We start from the raw sequence: 19138 nt of genomic DNA, 5'->3' as shown, positions 1-19138 counted from the left end.
GTTCTGACTGAAAAGAATCATGCCCGAATCCTTCCCCTGATGGATAAAAAGGTAAGAACTCTCCAAATCTGAAGAGTTCTTTTCATGCATTGCCGACTCCCGTTTTTTGGGCAGCAGCCAGCATTACAATAATTCGATATACCCTTCTGTGCCGTGCACGCGAATTCGCTGCCCATCTTTTATCAGTTGGGTAGCATTCTCCACTCCGACCACTGCCGGCAGGCCATATTCGCGTGCGATAACTGCTCCATGGGTCATCAGTCCGCCAACTTCAGTGACCAGGCCTTTTATGGATACAAATAATGGTGTCCAGCCAGGATCGGTAAAGGAGGTGACTAATATATCTCCGTCTTCCAGATCGGCATTTTCCATGTTTAAAATGACACGCGCTCTTCCTTCTATCACTCCGGAAGAAACAGGTAGACCTACAATCGCATTCGCCGGCAAACTTTCTCGTTTGTAATCACCTGTAATGATTTCACCATCAGACGTGATCACACGTGGCGGGGTTAGTTTTTCATATAATTTGTACTCGTCTTTTCGTATGCTGATGATCTTGTCATCTATTTTTTTTGTGCGAACGGCTTCGTGAAATTCTTCAAAAGTGAGGTAGTATATATCTTCCTTTTCATGAATAACGCCCGCTTGTACGAGTTGATCGGCTTCTTTCAGTAAAGCCTGCTTATAAATGAAGAAGCGGCTGACCATTCCGTATTTTGGATATTCCCGGTAGCCGATGAAATTCCGGATGAGGTCGATCATTCGTTTTGTTTCTTTGGCTTTTTGTTCACCATCCCGTAATGGCTTCAATCGCTCTATTAACTCTTGTTCTTTTTCCAAAGCAACACGCCGCCCTTGCTCAAACTTTCGATTGCCGGCATTAGGCTCAAAGTTCTTCATGTTATTCAGAATCATGGGAACAAGTGTCATTGGTTTTTCACTCCAACGAGCTCTTGTAATATCGATTTCTCCGGCACAGCGCATTCCGTATTTGTCAAGATAAGCATAGATGGCGCCCCTAGCTTCCTGTCCGCCATCAACCTTCACCAGCTCATCCAAAAAGTTATCATCTTTTGCATGCTGCAAATAATCAATCACTTCTGGATAAGGGCGAATCACATCCGCGACATCCATTAGCGCCAGACCCATTTCCGAAGTAATATTACCCGGTACAGATAGAGAAAGAGTATCTGCTGCGTTTTTTTCGCCTAACCACTCGTTCATGTTTTCATTGATCCATGATGTAGCATTTATAGCAGCCATAAACACTGCCGTACTTTGCGGGTCAAATAATATCTTCTTTAATTGCCGGATATCTTCCAGAATAAAATCAAACAAATCCGATCCCGATTTCGCTTGGATATTTTGTTTTAACTCTTCTATCGATGTTTCACTGCGCTTAATCAAATCAGAAACGATTGTCGGATCGTTCTCGAATTGCGCCAGCATATCCGTATTCCCTCTGTCAGGAATCGGTGCTGTTTGATCATTTGGTGACAATTTTATATAATCTCGCTCTATTACGGTCATGAGTGCGCCTTTTATGAGCGGATCGGATCCTACGGTATTTAATAAAGTTTCCCGGCCGATACGTGTAGTAAGCCTAGGCGCAACATCAACAAACAACCTCCCGCCGGCCTTGCGCATAGGTGCTGGAGTAATGAACAGGTAAAAAGACAATCCCAGTGGTTTTATGGGATCCGTCATCATTTGCTGATGACCGACAGATAGATAGACGTGATTTTCTTGATCATTCGCTTCAGGGATCGGGTATAAAGTAGTGATCGGCCGGCTCTGGACAATATAAAATGTATCGCGGTCCAAACACCATTCGATATCTTGCGGCTGGCCGAAATGTGCTTCGATCTGTCTTCCGATGTGTGCCAGTTGTAAAATTTGCCCGTCAGTAAGGGCTTGCGTCTTTTGCTGATCAGGCGTAATCCGCTTTGTCTCTGTTCCGCCTTGTTTTCGCCCATAAATCGCCAATTTCTTGGCTGCTATTCTCTTATCGACGATTTGCCCGTTTTGCACTTTATAACAATCGGCAGAGACCAAGCCGGAGACCAGTGCTTCCCCAAGACCAAAACCGGCATCGATGGATAGCAGTTTTCGGTTTGAAGTAATGGGATCAGCGGTAAATAATATCCCTGAAGCCTGCGGGAAAACCATTCTTTGAATGATAACGGATGAATAAACTTGACGATGGTCAAATCCATTTTGCATGCGGTAGATGACCGCTCGATCCGTAAATAGAAAAGCCCAACATTTGCTGATATGCTGCAAGATCGCATCTTTTCCGATGATATTTAAATAAGTGTCTTGTTGACCGGCAAAAGAGGCGTGCGGCAAATCTTCAGCTGTCGCGCTGGAACGCACAGCATAAGCATGTTCATCGCCAAGCAGGGAGAGATAGCGAGCCACTTCTTTCACAACATTGGAAGGAATTTCGATTTCCATAATGGTATGTCGAATCTTCCTGCTGATTTCACCGATTTGATCTCGATCCTCAACTTTAAGCATTGTCAGTTGATCCAACAAGGCTTGGAACGATTTGTTTTGTTTGATGGCTTTTTGAAATCCTGCTGTTGTGACACAAAATCCGTCTGGCACTTGTATCCCTTGAATTTTTGATAATTCCCCTAAATGCAATCCTTTTCCCCCAACGAGTGGAAGCTGTGTTTTTTCCATTTCGTGAAAACCGAGAACCAAATGACTCATTCTGCATCTCTCCTCCGAAAAAAATTTGACAAGAGCTTTTTAATATGGTAGACTTAAAATGTAAGATGGGATATTTATGTCGTTTAATTGAAAACATGCGTGATTTGATTATATCATCGCGTCTGTTTTTGTGCAATACCAAAAGAACCTGGATGTTATTACCAGGTTCTTTTTTCTTTTCCTCGTGCGAGCAGAAAAAACCTCGATGTCGGCCGGAAAAGTTTGCTATTCGACATAACTTAGGGGCAATTGAATTCATGCGTCCTGCGGATTAGTGCCAGCTGCACCGGCCATTCATTCTTCGCAAGTCGTAATATTTGCAAAAGCGTATTTTATTTTCCTATAATTTAAAACGTGCTATACATAATAGAAAGGAAGTTTTTCATATGCAATCCTTACAAAACAAAACCGCTCTGATTACAGGAGGGGGAAGAGGAATCGGCCGCGCCACAGCGATTGCCCTCGCAAAAGAAGGCGTACATATCGGCCTTATCGGCCGTACAGCTGCGAATCTTGAAAAAGCGGCAGAGGAATTGAAGGCGTTCGGTGTAAAAGTATCTGTAGCCGCAGCTGACGTAAAGGATTTAACAGCTGTAGAACGTGCAGTCCAATCCGTCAAAGAAGAGCTTGGACAAATCGATATTCTCATTAACAATGCCGGGATCGGCGGGTTTGCAGGATTTCTTGAGCAATCTCCCGAAGAATGGGAAAATATTATCCAGGTTAATCTGATGGGGGTTTACAATGTAACACGCGCCGTTCTGCCTGAAATGATTGAAAGAAAAGCCGGCGATATCATTAATATTTCTTCTACAGCCGGCCAAAGGGGAGCAGCCGGCACAAGCGCCTACAGTGCGTCTAAGTTCGCTGTGCTCGGGCTGACCGAATCGCTGATGCAGGAAGTCAGAAAGCACAATATCCGCGTGAGCGCCCTTACACCAAGCACGGTTGCGACGGATTTGGCAATCGACTCAAAATTGACAGACGGCAATCCGGAACGCGTCATGCAGCCTGAAGATCTGGCGGAATACATGGTTGCCCAGCTCAAACTGCATCCGCGCATTTTCATTAAATCAGCCGGCATGTGGTCTACAAATCCTTAAACAGCAGGGAAAGGACAGGTTTGTAACAGCCTGTCCTTTTTTTTCGCGCTATTTTTGTGAAAGTTGTACGGGGAGATGGCGGACGCCGAAAACAAACGGACTTTGAATCGCTTCAAGCTCCTTAGAGCTGTCCCTTTCCATGTATGCGCGCCGCAGCAAGTAATCGAGCGCGACTTTCGCTTCAAGCCGGGCGAGGGGAGCGCCGAGGCAAAAATGGATGCCGAAGCCGAAGCTCATATGAGGGTTTGATTTGCGATCAAGCTTGAAGCTGTCAGGATCGTCAAACTTAAGTTCGTCACGATTCGCTGAAGCGACCCAGCTGATCACTGTAGAACCCTTTGCAATCCTCACGCCTCCGATATCAACGTCTTCTGCCGCCGTGCGGCCGATCGCTTGCACGGGCGGATAATAACGCAGCATTTCTTCAACAAAGACAGGGACGAGGGACGGATCTTGTCTTACGGCTTCCTGTGTGATTTTATCTTCTGTGAGATAGCGGACGCTGTTTGCGATCAAGTTGGTTGTCGTCTCATTGCCTGCGACCAAAAGAATGATGCAAAAATGAAGCAGTTCTTCTTCTGTCAGCGATTTGCCGTCAACTTCCGCCCGCAGTAAAAGCGAAATCAGGTCGTCTTTTGGCTCTTTTTTGCGCTGCTTGATAATGTTTTTAAAATAATCCGCCAAAAACCGATTGCCTTCTTCACGTCGTTTGTACATCCGTTCGGCGGCTTCAGCCGAGCGGTCTTCCGCACCTGCGACAAGGATGTCTGAATAATGTTTAAACATGAGGCGGTCTTCAGCCGGAACGCCTAAAAGTTCAGCGATGATAATGACGGGAAGAGGAGCAGCCAAGTCGTCCACCACATCAAACAATTCTTTCTGTTTCGCTTCGTTAAATAAAAAAGCCGTCACTTCTTCGATATGCGGTTCAAGCTCTTTCACCGCTTTCGGCGTAAAAGCTTTATTAACGATGGCTCTCATTTTTGTGTGTCTCGGCGGGTCCATTGTTAATATACTTTTTCCTTCCATATTACCGCCGCGTTTTGAAGAGAAGAGCTTCGGGTTTTTTAACACGAATTGAACGTCTTCATAAGAAAAGATATCAAAGCATTTTCGCTCATCATCGTAACGCACAGGAGACGTCTTTCTGATCCGGTTATAAATCGGAAACGGAAACAGCCGGTCATTACTCGAGCTGATTTCTTTCATCGGAATCCAATTGGCATAATGCTTGCTTGATTGAAGTGAATTTGAATTTGCCACAGTCAACTCTCTCCTTTAAATGAAACGTTTATACTTTATGAGCCGGTTCAATCTTAACGTTATCACTATTTTTATAACGGTTTCAACGGACATACAATGAAAAAATTGTCAATTGGCCGAAAGTATCGGATCTAAAAAAGGAAAAAAGGCGAGGTATGCTTAAAAAAGCGGGAATATCAGCTAAAGAGATGGATGAAAAAAGAGGCCGCACCTGATCAGGTGCGGCCTCAATGTTAGCTGACGGCTTCTTCCCGGGAGAACTGGCTGTTATACAAATCGGCATAAAATCCGTTCTTGCGGAGCAGCTCTTCGTGGCTGCCTTTTTCAATAATATCTCCGTTTTTCATCACAAGAATCATGTCGGCATCTTTAATGGTAGAAAGACGGTGGGCGATAACAAAGCTCGTACGGTTGGCCATCAGTTTGTTCATCGCTTTTTGAATATTCATTTCCGTCCGGGTGTCGACACTGCTTGTCGCTTCATCTAATATTAAAATCTTCGGATCAGCTAAAATGGCTCTCGCGATCGTTAAGAGCTGCCGTTGCCCTTGCGAGATGTTTTGGGCATCTTCGCCAAGTACCGTATCATAGCCGTCCGGCAAGGTGCGGATAAAATCGTCGGCATAGGCGCCTTTTGCCGCTCTGATGATGTCTTCTTCGGTCGCGCCTTCACGCCCGTAAGCGATGTTTTCCCGGATGGTGCCGTTGAACAGCCATGTGTCCTGTAACACCATCGCAAACATGCTTCTCGCCTGTTCGCGCGACAGCTCGCTGATATCTGTGCCGCCGACCTTGATGCTGCCTTTGTTTAGTTCATAAAAACGCATCAGCAAATTGATGATCGTCGTTTTTCCAGCGCCGGTCGGTCCGACGATCGCAATCGTCTGGCCTTCTTTGGCGTGAAGGCTTAAGTCGCGGATGACCGGAACGTTTTTATCATAACCGAAGGCGACATGTTCAAACGATACATCGCCTTTTAATTTGCCGGTATCGATGGAAGCCGGCGTCTCCCCGGTTTCTTCTTCTTCGTCCAAAAGACTGAACACCCTTTCGGCGGATGCGATTGCCGATTGGATTGTATTCGCGATTCCGGCAGCTTGAACGAGCGGCTGGGAAAATTGCTGCGTATATTGGATAAAAGCCTGCACGCCTCCGATCAAAAGGGTGCCGTTAAGAACGAAAATACCGCCGGTTATGCTGACAAACACATAGCCGAGGTTGCCGATGAATGTCATCATCGGCATCATCAGACCGGAAATAAACTGCGCTTTCCAGCCTGACTGGTAAAGACGCTCATTTACTTCATCGAATTGCTGAATCGCTTTTTCTTCATGCCCGAATGCCTTTACTTCCTGATGCCCCGTAAACATTTCTTCAACGTGTCCGTTGATGTCGCCGAGTTCTTTTTGCTGCGCGGCGAAGTGTTTCTGCGAAAATGAGGCAATGAATCGGACGGCCAGCATGCTGAGCGGGACCGTGATGAAGACGACGAGCGTCAGCACAGGGCTGATCAAAAGCATCATGACGATGATTCCGACTATTGTAATGACAGACGTAATCATTTGCGTCAGCGCCTGCTGCAATGACGTATTGATATTGTCGATATCATTGACGGCGCGGCTGAGCGTGTCGCCGTGCGAATGCTTGTCATAGTACTTTAAAGGGAGCCGCGTCAGCTTTTCATTCACTTCCTGGCGCATTTCGTATATCGTTTTCTGGGCTACCCCGGCCATCAGGTAATGCTGCAAGAACGTAAACAAAGCAGAAAGCAGATACAATCCTGCCAGGATCAGCGTGATCCGGCCGAGAAAGCCGAATTGAACACCGGTGCCTTCTTTAAAGCTTGCGAAAAGGGAAGAGGTCGCGTCCCCGAGAAGTTTTGGACTGATGACATTAAATAATGTCGCCAATATTGCAGCGAAGACAACGAGCACCAGCTGGAAGGTCCGCGGTTTTAAATAGCGGGCCAATCTCAAAAGGGTCTTTTTAAATTCTTTCGGTTTTGTCTTGTGCATTCCTTTGGGTATAGAGCCGTGATGCTTTGGTTGTTGGCTCATGCGCTTTCCTCCTCAGCCTGCTGTGATGCGACGATTTCCTGGTAAATGCCGTTTTCAGCAAGCAATTGTTGATGAGTGCCGATGCCGGCTATTTTTCCTTCATTTAAAACGATGATTTGATCCGCATCCGTAATCGTGCTTACCCTTTGGGCAACGATGATGACGGCGGCATCAGCGGTTGTTTTCTTCAGCGCTTTTCTCAGCTTTTGATCCGTTTTGTAATCAAGCGCCGAAAAGCTGTCGTCAAATAAATAAATTTCCGGTTTTCTGACTAATGCCCTGGCGATGGAAAGCCGCTGTTTCTGGCCGCCTGAAAGATTGGCTCCGGCCTGCTCGATTTCAGATTCAATTCCGTTTTCCTTGCCTTCTACAAACTCGGCAGCCTGTGCCGTTTCAAGTGCTTCCAGAATTTCTTCATCTGTTGCATCTTCTTTGCCAAAGCGGATATTGTCTTTAATCGTCCCGCTGAATATTGAAGCTTTTTGCGGGACATAGCCGATTTTCGCGCGAAGCTCCTTTTGCGCCATCTTTCTGACATCTGTTCCGTTGACTAGCACAGTTCCTTTTTCAATATCGAAAAATCTCGGGATCAATTGAAGAATCGTCGTTTTTCCCGCTCCTGTGCTGCCGATGATCGCAGTCGTCTCACCCGGCTTTGCCTTGAACGAGATATCTTCGAGAACGGGCTTTTCGGCCCCGGCATAACGAAAAGTCACATTCTGAAACTCAACATAACCGCGCAAGCCGCTGTCTTTCTGCGGCTCTTTCGGATCGGTAATCGAAGGCTCTGTTAACAGCACTTCATTAATGCGGCCGGCAGATGCCTGAGCCCTTGGGATCATCACGAATGTCATCGCAAGCATGATCAGCGCAATTAGAATCATCGATGCATATTGAAGGAAAGCCATTAAGTTCCCGACCTGCATGCTGCCTTGATCGATGCGGATGCCTCCGAACCAGATAATCGCGATGTTCGTGAAATTCATCATAATCATCATGACAGGGAATAGAAAAGCCATGATTCTGTTGACGGCGATGCCTGTATCGCGAAATTCTTCGTTCGCTTTTTGAAACCGGACTTTTTCTTGATCAACGCGGTTAAACGCGCGAATGACACGAACGCCCGTCAAACCTTCCCTGAGAACAAGGTTGAGACGATCCGTCTTTTTTTGCAGGACGCCGAATAAGGGGACAGCTTTTCTTGTAATGAGAAAAATCAGCCCTGCAAGTATCGGGAGAGCGGCCAGAAATATAATCGACAGCTTGGCATCTCTGGAAACCGCAAGCACAATACCGCCGACCAGCATTAACGGCGCTCTCGTCATCAATGAAAGCATCATGTTGAGCACATCTTGGACCTGCTTGACATCATTGGTGGTACGGGTAATGAGAGAAGCAGAACTGATTTTTCCGAATTCATCCATTGAATGGTGTTCAACTTTGACAAACAGTTTGCGCCTGATATCTCTTCCAAAGCCGAGGGCTGTTTTCGAAGCGAAAAACGCTTTTCCGACAGTCATCATGATGGCCAGAAGGGAGCAGGCGATCATCCAGCCGCCGGTTTTCAAAATAAATGGCATATCACTGTTTACGATTCCGACATCAACGACATCAGCCATCAACGTCGGCAAATAAAGCTCAAGCACACTGCTCAGCAAAGTAAAAACAGCGACGAGAATCACTTGCAGCTTATAGGGCTTTAAATATTTTAAGAGTGAGATCATTTTTCAACCTTCTTTTCACTTGTTTTTTCTCCTTGTTCGATAAACTCGGACAGCTTATGAATCAGATCGGCGAAGTGCCTGCTTTCAGCCTCGCCCAGAAACCGCGAGAGCTGCAAGAACCATCGGTTCAGGCCTTTAAGCGCATCGTCAGCCGCTTTTTTTCCTTCATCGGTTAGAAAAATCCGGACGATCCGCCTGTCATCCTCATCTATGCGCCGTAAAACGAGTCCTTTTTTTTCCATTCTGTTCAACAGCTGCGTGACGAAGGGGGAGGTGACATGCAAAGCGCGGCTGATTTCGGATGCCATTTTTCCTTCACCGTTTGCTTCATTTAAAAACATCAGCGCTTTCGCCTCAGTCTTTTTCCATTCAACTGAAGGAAATGACTGTTTCATTTCCGCATAACGCAGCCTGTTGAAAGCTTCGATCAACTGCTCAACGGTCTCGCGGCCGACTTTATCTTGTTTCATAAAAGCACCTGCTTCTCCATTTTAATTAATTAAGTAAATAAACTAAAACACGGTATTATCATACATAGAACAACAAAAGAATGTCAAAGAAGAAACCTAGAAAAAAAGAAAAAACCCGATCATTGATGACATGACCGGGTCATTGTACGAGCTTCATTAAAAAATCCTTCAGTTCAAGGTGGCGAAGGTGAGCCGGAACTTCTTCGGAACCGACGATGATCATCGGAGCCAAGCTATCCGTTTTATAAAGTGAGCCATGGCCGCCTCCGCCAAAATGGAGGGGAGACTTTTCTCCGGCAAATTGGAATCCGGGTTTCGCATCGGCAATTACAAACCGTCCGCGATGCGAATGCATGGCGCTGTACAGGCGGGCAAGAGCATCCGGGTAATCGCCATACATGATCGATGCACCGTCCGTTTTAATGTCCAATAAGGAAAAATCTCCGCTGATCGTCCATGACTGCCCGTAAGGATCTTGATAACCGCCTTGCGGACGAAACCGCAGCGGTTTTAAGGAACGCTTCGAATCGACGTATATCCAGCCGTCTTTTTTCCACGCTGTGAAAGCGATCCGTCCGTCTTTTTTCAATTCATTGACGGCATCTTGCAGCGGCGTGTTTTGATCCGTTACATAAATGTATGCCATTCTGTCGTTTACCGCAAAAAGAAGCTGGTCTTTTCGATCTGGGCCTTCGTTTATTTTAGCGATCCGATATCCTTTAAAAAGCGAATGGAGCCGGATGGCTGCCTTATCTTTATCGCGTCCGATCGATGTCTGTCCGCCGTCTCCCATGACGACCCACACCGCTTTTTCGGCCGCATCGCGCCAAGAATCATATGCATTCAATATACGCTGCAGCTGACGGTCCATTTTTTCGAGGCCTTCCATATCCTTCGGGCCTTTTTTGTGTGCATCGTGGTCGAAATCGGGCAAGTAGGCGACAGTCAGCGCAGGAAGCTTCCTCTTTTTAATCAAATAAGCCATTTCCTGCGCCGTGAACTTGTCGTTAACGCCATAACCCTGCCAAATATGGTGGTAGGAGTTGTCGGGATCAAGCTGGGCAAAGCGGCCGTACGAAAAAAGAGCCGGCCCGTTTACCGTCATATGTTCAGGCATCAGTCTAAGCTTCTTGAGCGGGGGCGGTATGTTTAATTCGCGGCGGTCAGGTCCCCTGTATATGAGCCCGTTGATGGATGCCGACTGTTTTCCTTGCTTTTGCAAATCTTCATGTACCGTTGTCACCTTTCGGTTTAAATGGCGGTGATTGAGAGAATATATCCCGTCTTCGATCGTTTGTTTGAGGCCGAGCGCGGCGATTTCTTTTTTATCGCTCCCGTAATTCACAATTCTCTGTTCAGCCTGATTATACCAGACAAGCCCGGGAACGCGGTGGATATTCGGATAAGTTCCGGTGAGCAGCGTGCTGTCAATCGCGACCGACATGGTCGGATACGCGCTCGCCACTTCAGGTTCATAATGACCGTTTTCAAGAAAGAATTTTAATGCCGGAGCGCGGCCTTCTTGAATCGCTTTTTTCAAAGGCTGATCCATCAAAGAGTCGATGATCAGGACAATGACCGGTTTTTTAGAGGGTTTGACGGCCTCTGCTTCTTCATCTGAGAGCCCCAATTTTTCATCCCCGGCATTCAGCCATATGATGAATGAAACCAGCGCACATATGAAAATGACAAGTACAATGCTTAGCTTTTTCAAAATGGCCTCATTCCTTTAATCCCATTGTATGCATATTCTGGCATGGGGCGCCGGAAGTTATAGCTGGTAATAGGTTCTAAATGAATTACGCCAGCTCTTGGGAAGCCTATTCAATTAGAAAGGAGGGAAAATGATGAATAAACATAAGTGGTTAGCCGCAATTGCTATCATCGCAATTTTAGCCGTTATTGGCTATTTCACGGTCAGACACCTTGAACCGGAATATGCCTATATGCCTCCTAAAGAAAAAGTCATCTCAAAAGAAAAACGATTGCACGGATACGATTTATGGGGGGCATTTACACCGGATAAGCCCGCGTCCGCAGGGGAGGGAGCTGTAAAGGTTGATGACCGCCTTCTCGACTTGGGACGTGAGACATTTTATAAGGAAACATTCGGAAACGAGGTGTTTTTGACGGATATCGTCGGACTGCTTGACGGTCCCATTACAGCTGCCAACATGACGAAAGCCATTGCTGGATTGAAAGGGAAAGGGACGACAAACTTGCGCATCGAATTGGCGGAAACGGTTAAGGTCGGCGGGAAAACCTTTAAAAAAGGCGAGAAGATCGACACCGGCATTGATGTTGCAAAAGGGGCATACGCGCCCCTTGGCATGCCTTTTAAATACGCTGACGGAAAAATCAAAGCCGGCATCAGCTGTGCGGCCTGCCACGCCACAGTTGATTCGAAAACGATGAAGGTGATGGAAGGCGTGACAAACTCAGATTTAAATACAGGGCTGATGCTGGCGCTGGCGACGAACTCAGCTGCATATTTTACACATGCCGAAATTCATAATATTAAACAATTTATGAATGATAAAAGCCCTGTGATCACCGCAAGAAACGGCAAAAAAGAACGCCTCCCCGATCCGGACCGCCTCGAAGATGCAGTCGATCGTATTTTCCTGAAGTGGCCGAGAGGTTTTTTCGATTCAACGATCGATATGAAAAGCAATCCCACGCAGATTCCAGATGCCTATACATTGGGCGACCATCCGTACAGCTGGAGCGGTGTGGCAATGGCCGGGCCGTTTAAAGGCTTGACTGTGTTCAGCAATAATGTTCATGCGCAAAATTCGGACAGCCTCTCACAATCTCCGGCAAGCCGGGCGCTTTTCGGAATGAGCGAAGATGTTTATATCGGGACGATCCTGCAAAGGGCTCCCGCCTCAACATACAGGTATCAGCCGAAAAAAGGGGAAAGTCCGACCGCGTTTTTCAAAAAAGCAGACCCCACTCCCGGAGTACCGGGCGTCAACCAAATGGTCAAGCCGCCGAGCTTTCCTAAAATCACTCTGGCGGCGCCCGACGGCGTGCATGTGAGCTCGCCCGGACGAAATGTAAATGAAGAAAACAACGCTGTGTCTGCCTGGCAAAATACACTTAGACCGCCTGAACCGCGGCAAAAAACCGACGGCCAAACCATCAGGCGCGGCAGGCGCGTTTTTGAACAAGCAGGCTGCATATCCTGTCATGCCGGCCGGTATTTGACGAACAACAAGGTCATCTCGGCTGAAACGATCGGGACCGAGCCGACAAGGGCGCAGTCTTTTAAGAAAGCAGAAAGCATATTCGGGAAAAGCCTTGTCCATTCGCCTGACACACCGGTGCCTCTGCCGCGCAAGCCGGAGGTTCTGAAAGTCCCGACAGCCGGATTTGACCCCGAACAGATCAAGCTTTCGTGGGCGCAGGGTGATTCCAAAGGCGGGTATAAAGTGCCGAGTCTGATTGGCGTTTACTGGCGCGCTCCTTATTTGCACGACGGAGGGGTTGCAGTTGGGAGCTCATTGAAAGAAACAGGCATACCAAAGACGATTATCAAAGGTAAGCCGGCGAACCCTTATAACAGTTTATTGGCGATGATCGACAGAGACTTAAGACAGAAGGTCATCAAAAGCAATTCGGAATCGCCCGACTTAAAAGCAGTCAGAGTAACCGGCAAAGGGCATGAATTTTGGATCGACGCCAAAAGCGGCTTTTCCAAACAGGAGCAAAAAGCGTTGATCCATTATTTAATCCATGCCGATATGCCTGAAAAGCAAGAAATAAAATGAAAAGAAAAGCCGCCTGACTGGCGGCTTTTTTAAAACCTCGTCACCGCGGCGGCGCTTAAACCCGGAAGATGATCGCCTTTTCTGTCCTTGTAACGGAGCAGCGCGGATGCAACCCGCCTTTTGCTTCAGCTGTTTTGACAAGCCCAAGGCCGGCAACGGCTGCGGCCGGTGCGGCATGTCCGTTCCAAGAGAGGAGACCTTCATGAGCTGCGTTAAGCGCAATGTAAAGAAGGGCAAACCATTTGATAAAACAGGGATGAACATACATCTGTAAGACGCGCTCATTATAATAGAAGAGACACGGCCGCAAACAATAAAGGGCAGAAAATTCAGACATTTATCTTTATTTATGATAAAATAAAATCAGCCAAGCTTTTGCGCCCGGCTGATTTCGTTGCAAGACTGTTATTGATATTGCTGAAGGCGAGAAAAAAACTTCTTTACGAACTGATAAAAGACTTTTGCAGAAGGGGAAAGCTCCCTGTTTTTAGGGGTGATGATCCCGACCGTGCGCTTTACCTGCGGATAATCAATCGGAATCTTCTTTGTAAAACGGGGTGCCGTTTCATTAAAGGCGCTTTCCGGCAAAAGCGTCACCCCCATATCAGCAGAAACAAGCCCTTTGATCGCATCCAAATCTTCGCCCTCCGAGGAAATTTTAGGCGTATATCCGACTTGCTTGCATGCGTCAACAGCCATTTTTCGGAGAATGTACCCGTCAGGAAACAGCACATACTGATCATTTCTGAGATCGCCGAGATGAAGACTTTTCTGGCCTGACAACGGATGATTGACCGGCACGAGCGCCAGAAGGCTCTCCGAAAACAAAATGTCTCCTTTAATCTCGGCAATGTTTGACGGGACGGGACCGAGAAAAGCCAAATCGATATCCCTGTTTTTCACCGCTTCGATTAAAAATTTATAAGATCCCTGTCTTAAAAGAAAAGCGACATTAGGATGCTCCTCTTTAAAAGCGGAAATGACGGTCGGGAGGAACTGGCCCGCAAGGCTTGTCGGGAAACCGATTTTAACGGTCCCGCGATTCGGGTCCAAATACTCGTCGATTTGTTCCTTCGCAAAATCGATCGCTTTCATCGCCGTTTTAATATGGTCTAAAAACTGCCTCCCAATCGGAGTCAGCTTCACATTCCGGCCTTCGCGCTCAAACAAATCAACGCCGAGCTCTTCCTCTAGATTGGCGATCTGCCTGCTGATCGCCGACTGAGCGACATGAAGGTGCATGGCCGCTTCCGATACATGCTCTCTTTCCGCAACTTCCATAAAGTAATGCAATTGGCGTAATTCCATCGTTGTTTCACCTGCTAATCTCAAAATGAGATAGTTTTAATCTAAATTATATATTGTTTGTATAGATTTGAAAACCTACAATAGGATTAGAGTTTGTAAGATTTTATGACCGGGGACAAACGGGAAAAATGAACGGGGGAGAGGAACAATGACTTATAATCAACTACCAAAGGCACAAGGTCTCTACCGTCCTGAATTTGAACATGATGCATGCGGAATCGGCCTTTATGCTCATTTGAAGGGCCTTCCTACTCATGATATTGTCAAAAAAGGATTGCAAATGCTTTGCCAATTGGACCACCGGGGCGGTCAGGGCAGTGACCCGCATACCGGAGACGGGGCAGGCATCATGATGCAGATTCCGGATGCTTTTTTTAAAAAAGTCTGCGCCGATTTCAACTTGCCTGAAAAAGGACGCTACGGCGTCGGGATGATCTTCTTTTCGAAAGACGACAGCGGGCGCGAAAAATCCGAAGCGCGCATTAACGAGCTGATCGAACAGGAAGGGCAGACGGTACTCGGCTGGCGAACTGCACCTGTAAATGTCGGAAAAATCGGAACAGTCGCACAAGAAAGCGCGCCAGTCGTCCGCCAGGTATTTATCGGAGCAAATGAAGCGCTGAAAGACAATTTGGCATTTGAACGCAAGTTGTACATCATTCGCAAACAGGCCGAAAATTGGGCAAAAGAACACGAGAAAACGTTCTATTTCGTCAGCCTCTCGAGCAATACCATCGTATATAAAGGTCTTTTAACGCCCGAGCAGGTTGATGCCTTCTATGAAGATTTGCAAGACGAGGACTTCGTCTCGGCTTTTTCTTTGGTTCACTCCCGTTTCAGCACAAACACGTTTCCGAGCTGGGAAAGGGCGCACCCGAACCGTTATTTGATCCACAACGGGGAAATCAATACGCTGCGCGGCAATATGAACTGGATGAAAGCGAGGGAGCAGCAGTTTGTTTCTGAAGCGTTCGGTGAAGACTTGCCGAAGGTTTTGCCGATTCTCGATGAAAATGGAAGCGACTCCTCGATACTGGATAACGCTTTTGAATTCTTTGTACTGGCTGGAAGAAAGCCGGCCCATGCTGCAATGATGCTGATTCCGGAGCCGTGGAACGAGAACCCGTACATGTCAAAAGAAAAGAAGGCATTTTACGAATATCACAGCTCTTTAATGGAGCCTTGGGACGGCCCGACTGCGATTTCTTTTACAAACGGAAAACAGATCGGAGCCATTTTAGACCGGAACGGACTCAGACCCGCTCGCTATTATGTCACTAAAGACGACTACCTTATTTTTTCTTCCGAAGTCGGCGTAATTGATGTCGAACAGGAAAACATTTTATATAAAGACCGGCTGGATCCCGGAAAAATGCTGCTTGTTGATCTTGAAGAAGGACGTATTATCTCCGATGAAGAAGTCAAATCCGAAATCGCCGGAGAGTTTCCGTACCAGGAATGGCTCAGTAAAGAACTGGTTCATGTCTCAAACGACATTGAGGAAACCGAAGAAAAATCTGTGCCTGATCTGCTGACCCGCCAGAAAGCATTCGGTTTTACGTACGAAGATATTCACAAGTATTTAATTCCTGTCATTACAGAAGGCAAAGACCCGCTCGGTTCAATGGGTCACGATGTCCCGCTGGCGGTGTTGTCAGACCGTCCGCAATCGCTGTTCAACTATTTTAAACAGCTGTTTGCACAGGTTACCAATCCGCCGATTGATGCAATCCGCGAGCAGATCGTCACATCGACATTGACATGGCTCGGAGCGGAAGGCGATATTCTCCATCCGAACGAAAGCAGCTGCCGCCGGATTAAATTGTATACACCGGTCTTGACGAACGCGCAGTTCAATTCTTTAAAGGGGCTTGTACACAAAGATTTCAAAAGCAAGACGATTCACACGCTCTTTACAGACGACTTGAAGAGCGGACTCGAAGATATGTTTAAAGAAGCGGACAGAGCGATCGCCGAAGGCGTGACACTCCTTATCTTATCCGACCGCAAAATGGACGGTCAAAAAGCGCCGATTCCTGCGCTGCTAGCCGTCAGTGCCTTGCATCAATATTTGGTCCGTGCAGGAAAGCGCACAAAAGTCAGCATTATCGCCCAATCGGGTGAAGCGCGCGAAGTTCATCATTTTGCCGCCTTGATCGGCTACGGAGCGGATGCCATTCATCCGTACCTCACATATGCGACATACAAGCAGGCGATTGAAGACGGAGCGCTCTCCATCAGTTATGAAGAAGCTGTAACAAAATACAGCAAAAGCGTGACAGAAGGCGTCGTAAAAGTGATGTCAAAAATGGGTATTTCCACAGTCCAAAGCTACAGGGGCGCACAGATTTTTGAAGCGGTCGGAATCAGCAAGGACGTCATAGACAGCTATTTCACAGGAACGGCTTCACAGCTCGGCGGAATCGGTTTGGACACGATTGCCGAAGAAGCGAAGCGCCGCCACAGGGAAGCTTATGAAGATACATTCAGTGAAACGCTTGATTCTGGTAGCGATTTTCAATGGAGAAAAGGCGGGGAACACCACGCTTTTAATCCGAAAACGATTCACACGCTGCAATGGGCCTGCCGCAAAGGTGATTACAGCCTGTTTAAACAATATTCGAAAGCGGCTGATGAAGAAAGAATCGGTTTTCTCCGCAACCTCTTCTCGTTTGATGAAAACCGGAAGCCGCTGCCGCTTGAAGAAGTCGAATCCGCTGAATCAATTGTACGCCGCTTTAAAACAGGGGCGATGTCATTCGGCTCTTTAAGCAAGGAAGCCCATGAAGCGCTGGCGATTGCAATGAACCGTCTCGGAGGAAAAAGCAACAGCGGGGAAGGCGGAGAAGATCCGGCGCGCTTTACGCCTGACGCCAATGGTGATAACCGCCGCAGCGCGATCAAGCAAATCGCTTCAGGCCGTTTCGGTGTGAAAAGCCACTATCTCGTCAATGCCGACGAGCTGCAAATTAAGATGGCGCAGGGTGCAAAACCGGGGGAAGGCGGACAGCTCCCTGGCAACAAAGTGTATCCATGGGTTGCCAATGTACGCGGATCTACGCCTGGGGTCGGCTTGATTTCACCGCCGCCGCACCACGATATCTACTCGATTGAAGATTTGGCGCAGCTGATTCATGATTTGAAAAACGCCAACCGCGATGCACGGATCAGCGTAAAGCTTGTCGCTAAAGCCGGAGTAGGCACGATTGCAGCCGGAGTCGCCAAAGCGACGGCCGATGTCATCGTCATCAGCGGCTATGACGGGGGCACTGGAGCATCACCGAAAACAAGTATTAAGCATACCGGCCTCCCATGGGAGCTTGGACTCGCAGAAGCTCATCAAACACTGATGATGAACGGTTTGCGCGAACGCGTCGTATTGGAAACAGACGGAAAATTAATGACGGGCAGAGACGTTGTCATGGCTGCGCTTTTAGGAGCCGAAGAATTCGGTTTTGCAACGGCACCGCTCGTTGTTCTCGGCTGCGTCATGATGAGAGCCTGCCATTTGGATACGTGCCCTGTCGGGGTAGCGACGCAAAACCCTGAGCTTCGCAAAAAGTTCATGGGCGATCCAGATCACATCGTGAATTACATGCTCTTTGTCGCAGAAGAAGTTCGCGAATTGATGGCCCAGCTCGGTTTCAGAACGGTTGATGAAATGGTGGGCCGCACGGATGTCCTGCGTGTCAGCGAACGGGCCAAAGCGCATTGGAAAGCGGGTCAGCTCGATTTATCAAGCCTGCTTTACCAGCCGGAAGGCACACGTACATTCCGTACGCCGCAAAACCATAAAATCGATGAATCGCTCGATGTTACGCAAATCTTACCGGCCGTGCAGTCAGCTGTTGAAAACGGTACGCCTGTAGAAGCGTCTTTTGAAATCCGCAACATCAACCGTGTAACAGGAGCCATAACCGGAAGCGAAATTTCTAAGCGCTACGGCGAAGAAGGTCTCCCTGAAGATACGATTACGCTCCGATTCACAGGTTCAGCGGGGCAAAGCTTTGGAGCGTTCGTACCAAAAGGAATGACGATGTATTTGACAGGAGATGCCAATGATTACATCGGCAAAGGTCTTTCAGGCGGAAAAATCGCCGTCAAAGCGCCTGACGAATTCAACCCTGCATTCCGTGAAAATGTTATTGTCGGAAACGTCGCGTTTTACGGCGCTACAAGCGGAGAAGCTTATATTAACGGACTCGCGGGCGAACGGTTTGCCGTCAGAAACAGCGGAGTCAGCGTTGTCGTTGAAGGCATCGGCGACCATGGATGCGAATACATGACCGGCGGGCGCGTCGCCATTCTCGGAGACGTCGGCAAAAACTTTGCCGCAGGCATGTCAGGCGGAATCGCCTACGTATACGCCGAAGACAAAAAAGCCTTTAAACGGAAATGCAATCCTGAAATGATCGAGTTTGAAACACTTGAAGCACCTGAGGAAATCGCTGAACTGAAAACGATGATCGAAAACCATTACAAATATACCGAAAGCTCAAAAGCAGCTTCGATACTGGATCATTGGGAAGAGGCCGTCGGTCGGTTTGTGAAAGTGATTCCGAAAGACTTCAAGCAAATGATAGAGCGGATTAAAGAGCAGAAAGAAGCCGGCTTGTCTGATGAAGAAGCGTTGATGTACGCGTTTGAAGCCGGTACGAAACAAAAGATTGAACCATCTGCGGCTGCTTCATCAAAAGAAGCGGTGGCACAGTAAGAAAGGGG

The 19138-nt window shown here is 47.6% G+C and carries 11 protein-coding genes; 3 read left to right on the top strand and 8 right to left on the bottom strand.

Translation table 11 applies throughout. From position 1 onward, the window contains the following. Positions 1 to 123: 123 nt before the first annotated feature. Entirely contained in the window at positions 124 to 2718 is a 2595-nt protein-coding gene (gene ppsA / locus H7F26_RS17160) for a phosphoenolpyruvate synthase (RefSeq protein ID WP_017474779.1), read from the bottom strand. A gap of 386 nt (positions 2719 to 3104) precedes the next feature. On the opposite strand from ppsA, the gene H7F26_RS17155 reads away from it, so the two are divergent. Then, a complete protein-coding gene (locus H7F26_RS17155) occupies positions 3105 to 3821 on the top strand; it encodes a 3-ketoacyl-ACP reductase (protein ID WP_003182496.1) in 717 nt (238 codons plus the stop codon). Between the two features lie 48 nt (positions 3822 to 3869). Here the strand turns inward: H7F26_RS17155 and H7F26_RS17150 are convergent, their stop codons facing one another. The 5 genes from H7F26_RS17150 to H7F26_RS17130 all read right to left on the bottom strand — a co-directional run bounded on the left by H7F26_RS17150 (position 3870) and on the right by H7F26_RS17130 (position 11049). Further along, the gene (locus tag H7F26_RS17150; protein ID WP_003182494.1) at positions 3870 to 5084 is read right to left on the bottom strand and encodes a cytochrome P450; all 1215 of its coding nucleotides are present in this window, start codon (positions 5082 to 5084) and stop codon (positions 3870 to 3872) included. Positions 5085 to 5317: 233 nt separating this feature from the next. Further along, on the bottom strand, positions 5318 to 7141 hold the full coding sequence (locus tag H7F26_RS17145) for an ABC transporter ATP-binding protein (RefSeq protein WP_003182492.1): 1824 nt from the start codon (positions 7139 to 7141) through the stop codon (positions 5318 to 5320). Then, on the bottom strand, positions 7138 to 8865 hold the full coding sequence (locus H7F26_RS17140) for an ABC transporter ATP-binding protein (protein WP_003182490.1): 1728 nt from the start codon (positions 8863 to 8865) through the stop codon (positions 7138 to 7140). The genes H7F26_RS17145 and H7F26_RS17140 overlap by 4 nt, the downstream gene beginning before the upstream one ends. Beyond that, the gene (locus H7F26_RS17135; protein ID WP_009328118.1) at positions 8862 to 9335 is read right to left on the bottom strand and encodes a MarR family winged helix-turn-helix transcriptional regulator; all 474 of its coding nucleotides are present in this window, start codon (positions 9333 to 9335) and stop codon (positions 8862 to 8864) included. The genes H7F26_RS17140 and H7F26_RS17135 overlap by 4 nt, the downstream gene beginning before the upstream one ends. Positions 9336 to 9474: 139 nt before the next feature. Continuing rightward, entirely contained in the window at positions 9475 to 11049 is a 1575-nt protein-coding gene (locus H7F26_RS17130; protein ID WP_009328119.1) for an alkaline phosphatase family protein, read from the bottom strand. A 130-nt stretch (positions 11050 to 11179) separates the two neighbouring features. Here H7F26_RS17130 and H7F26_RS17125 point away from each other — a divergent pair, with 130 nt between their 5' ends. Beyond that, positions 11180 to 13108, top strand: a complete 1929-nt coding sequence (locus H7F26_RS17125; protein ID WP_009328120.1) for a di-heme oxidoredictase family protein — start codon at positions 11180 to 11182, stop codon at positions 13106 to 13108. A 55-nt stretch (positions 13109 to 13163) separates the two neighbouring features. On the opposite strand, the gene H7F26_RS17120 is transcribed toward H7F26_RS17125, so the two are convergent. Together H7F26_RS17120 and H7F26_RS17115 are read right to left on the bottom strand one after the other, a co-directional pair. Then, positions 13164 to 13376, bottom strand: coding sequence for a hypothetical protein (locus H7F26_RS17120; protein WP_016885413.1), 213 nt, complete (start codon positions 13374 to 13376; stop codon positions 13164 to 13166). 137 nt (positions 13377 to 13513) lie between these two features. Beyond that, positions 13514 to 14416, bottom strand: coding sequence for a glutamate biosynthesis transcriptional regulator GltC (locus H7F26_RS17115; RefSeq protein WP_009328121.1), 903 nt, complete (start codon positions 14414 to 14416; stop codon positions 13514 to 13516). Between the two features lie 148 nt (positions 14417 to 14564). On the opposite strand from H7F26_RS17115, the gene gltB reads away from it, so the two are divergent. Then, positions 14565 to 19130, top strand: coding sequence for a glutamate synthase large subunit (gene gltB, locus H7F26_RS17110; protein WP_011198030.1), 4566 nt, complete (start codon positions 14565 to 14567; stop codon positions 19128 to 19130). The last annotated feature ends 8 nt before the right edge of the window (positions 19131 to 19138 follow it).

Origin of the sequence: Bacillus sp. PAMC28748, from assembly GCF_014250415.1 — a bacterium.
Lineage (GTDB): Bacteria > Bacillota > Bacilli > Bacillales > Bacillaceae > Bacillus > Bacillus licheniformis.
This window is presented reverse-complemented; position numbering and strand designations above follow the sequence as displayed.

Excerpts from the sequence above, each read along its gene's own strand:
- ppsA (WP_017474779.1), bottom strand. The coding sequence starts at position 2,718 with ATGAGTCATTTGGTTCTCGGTTTTCACGAAATGGAAAAAACACAGCTT.
- H7F26_RS17155 (WP_003182496.1), top strand. The coding sequence starts at position 3,105 with ATGCAATCCTTACAAAACAAAACCGCTCTGATTACAGGAGGGGGAAGA.
- H7F26_RS17145 (WP_003182492.1), bottom strand. The coding sequence starts at position 7,141 with ATGAGCCAACAACCAAAGCATCACGGCTCTATACCCAAAGGAATGCAC.
- H7F26_RS17140 (WP_003182490.1), bottom strand. The coding sequence starts at position 8,865 with ATGATCTCACTCTTAAAATATTTAAAGCCCTATAAGCTGCAAGTGATT.
- H7F26_RS17135 (WP_009328118.1), bottom strand. The coding sequence starts at position 9,335 with ATGAAACAAGATAAAGTCGGCCGCGAGACCGTTGAGCAGTTGATCGAA.
- H7F26_RS17125 (WP_009328120.1), top strand. The coding sequence starts at position 11,180 with ATGATGAATAAACATAAGTGGTTAGCCGCAATTGCTATCATCGCAATT.
- H7F26_RS17120 (WP_016885413.1), bottom strand. The coding sequence starts at position 13,376 with ATGTATGTTCATCCCTGTTTTATCAAATGGTTTGCCCTTCTTTACATT.
- H7F26_RS17115 (WP_009328121.1), bottom strand. The coding sequence starts at position 14,416 with ATGGAATTACGCCAATTGCATTACTTTATGGAAGTTGCGGAAAGAGAG.
- gltB (WP_011198030.1), top strand. The coding sequence starts at position 14,565 with ATGACTTATAATCAACTACCAAAGGCACAAGGTCTCTACCGTCCTGAA.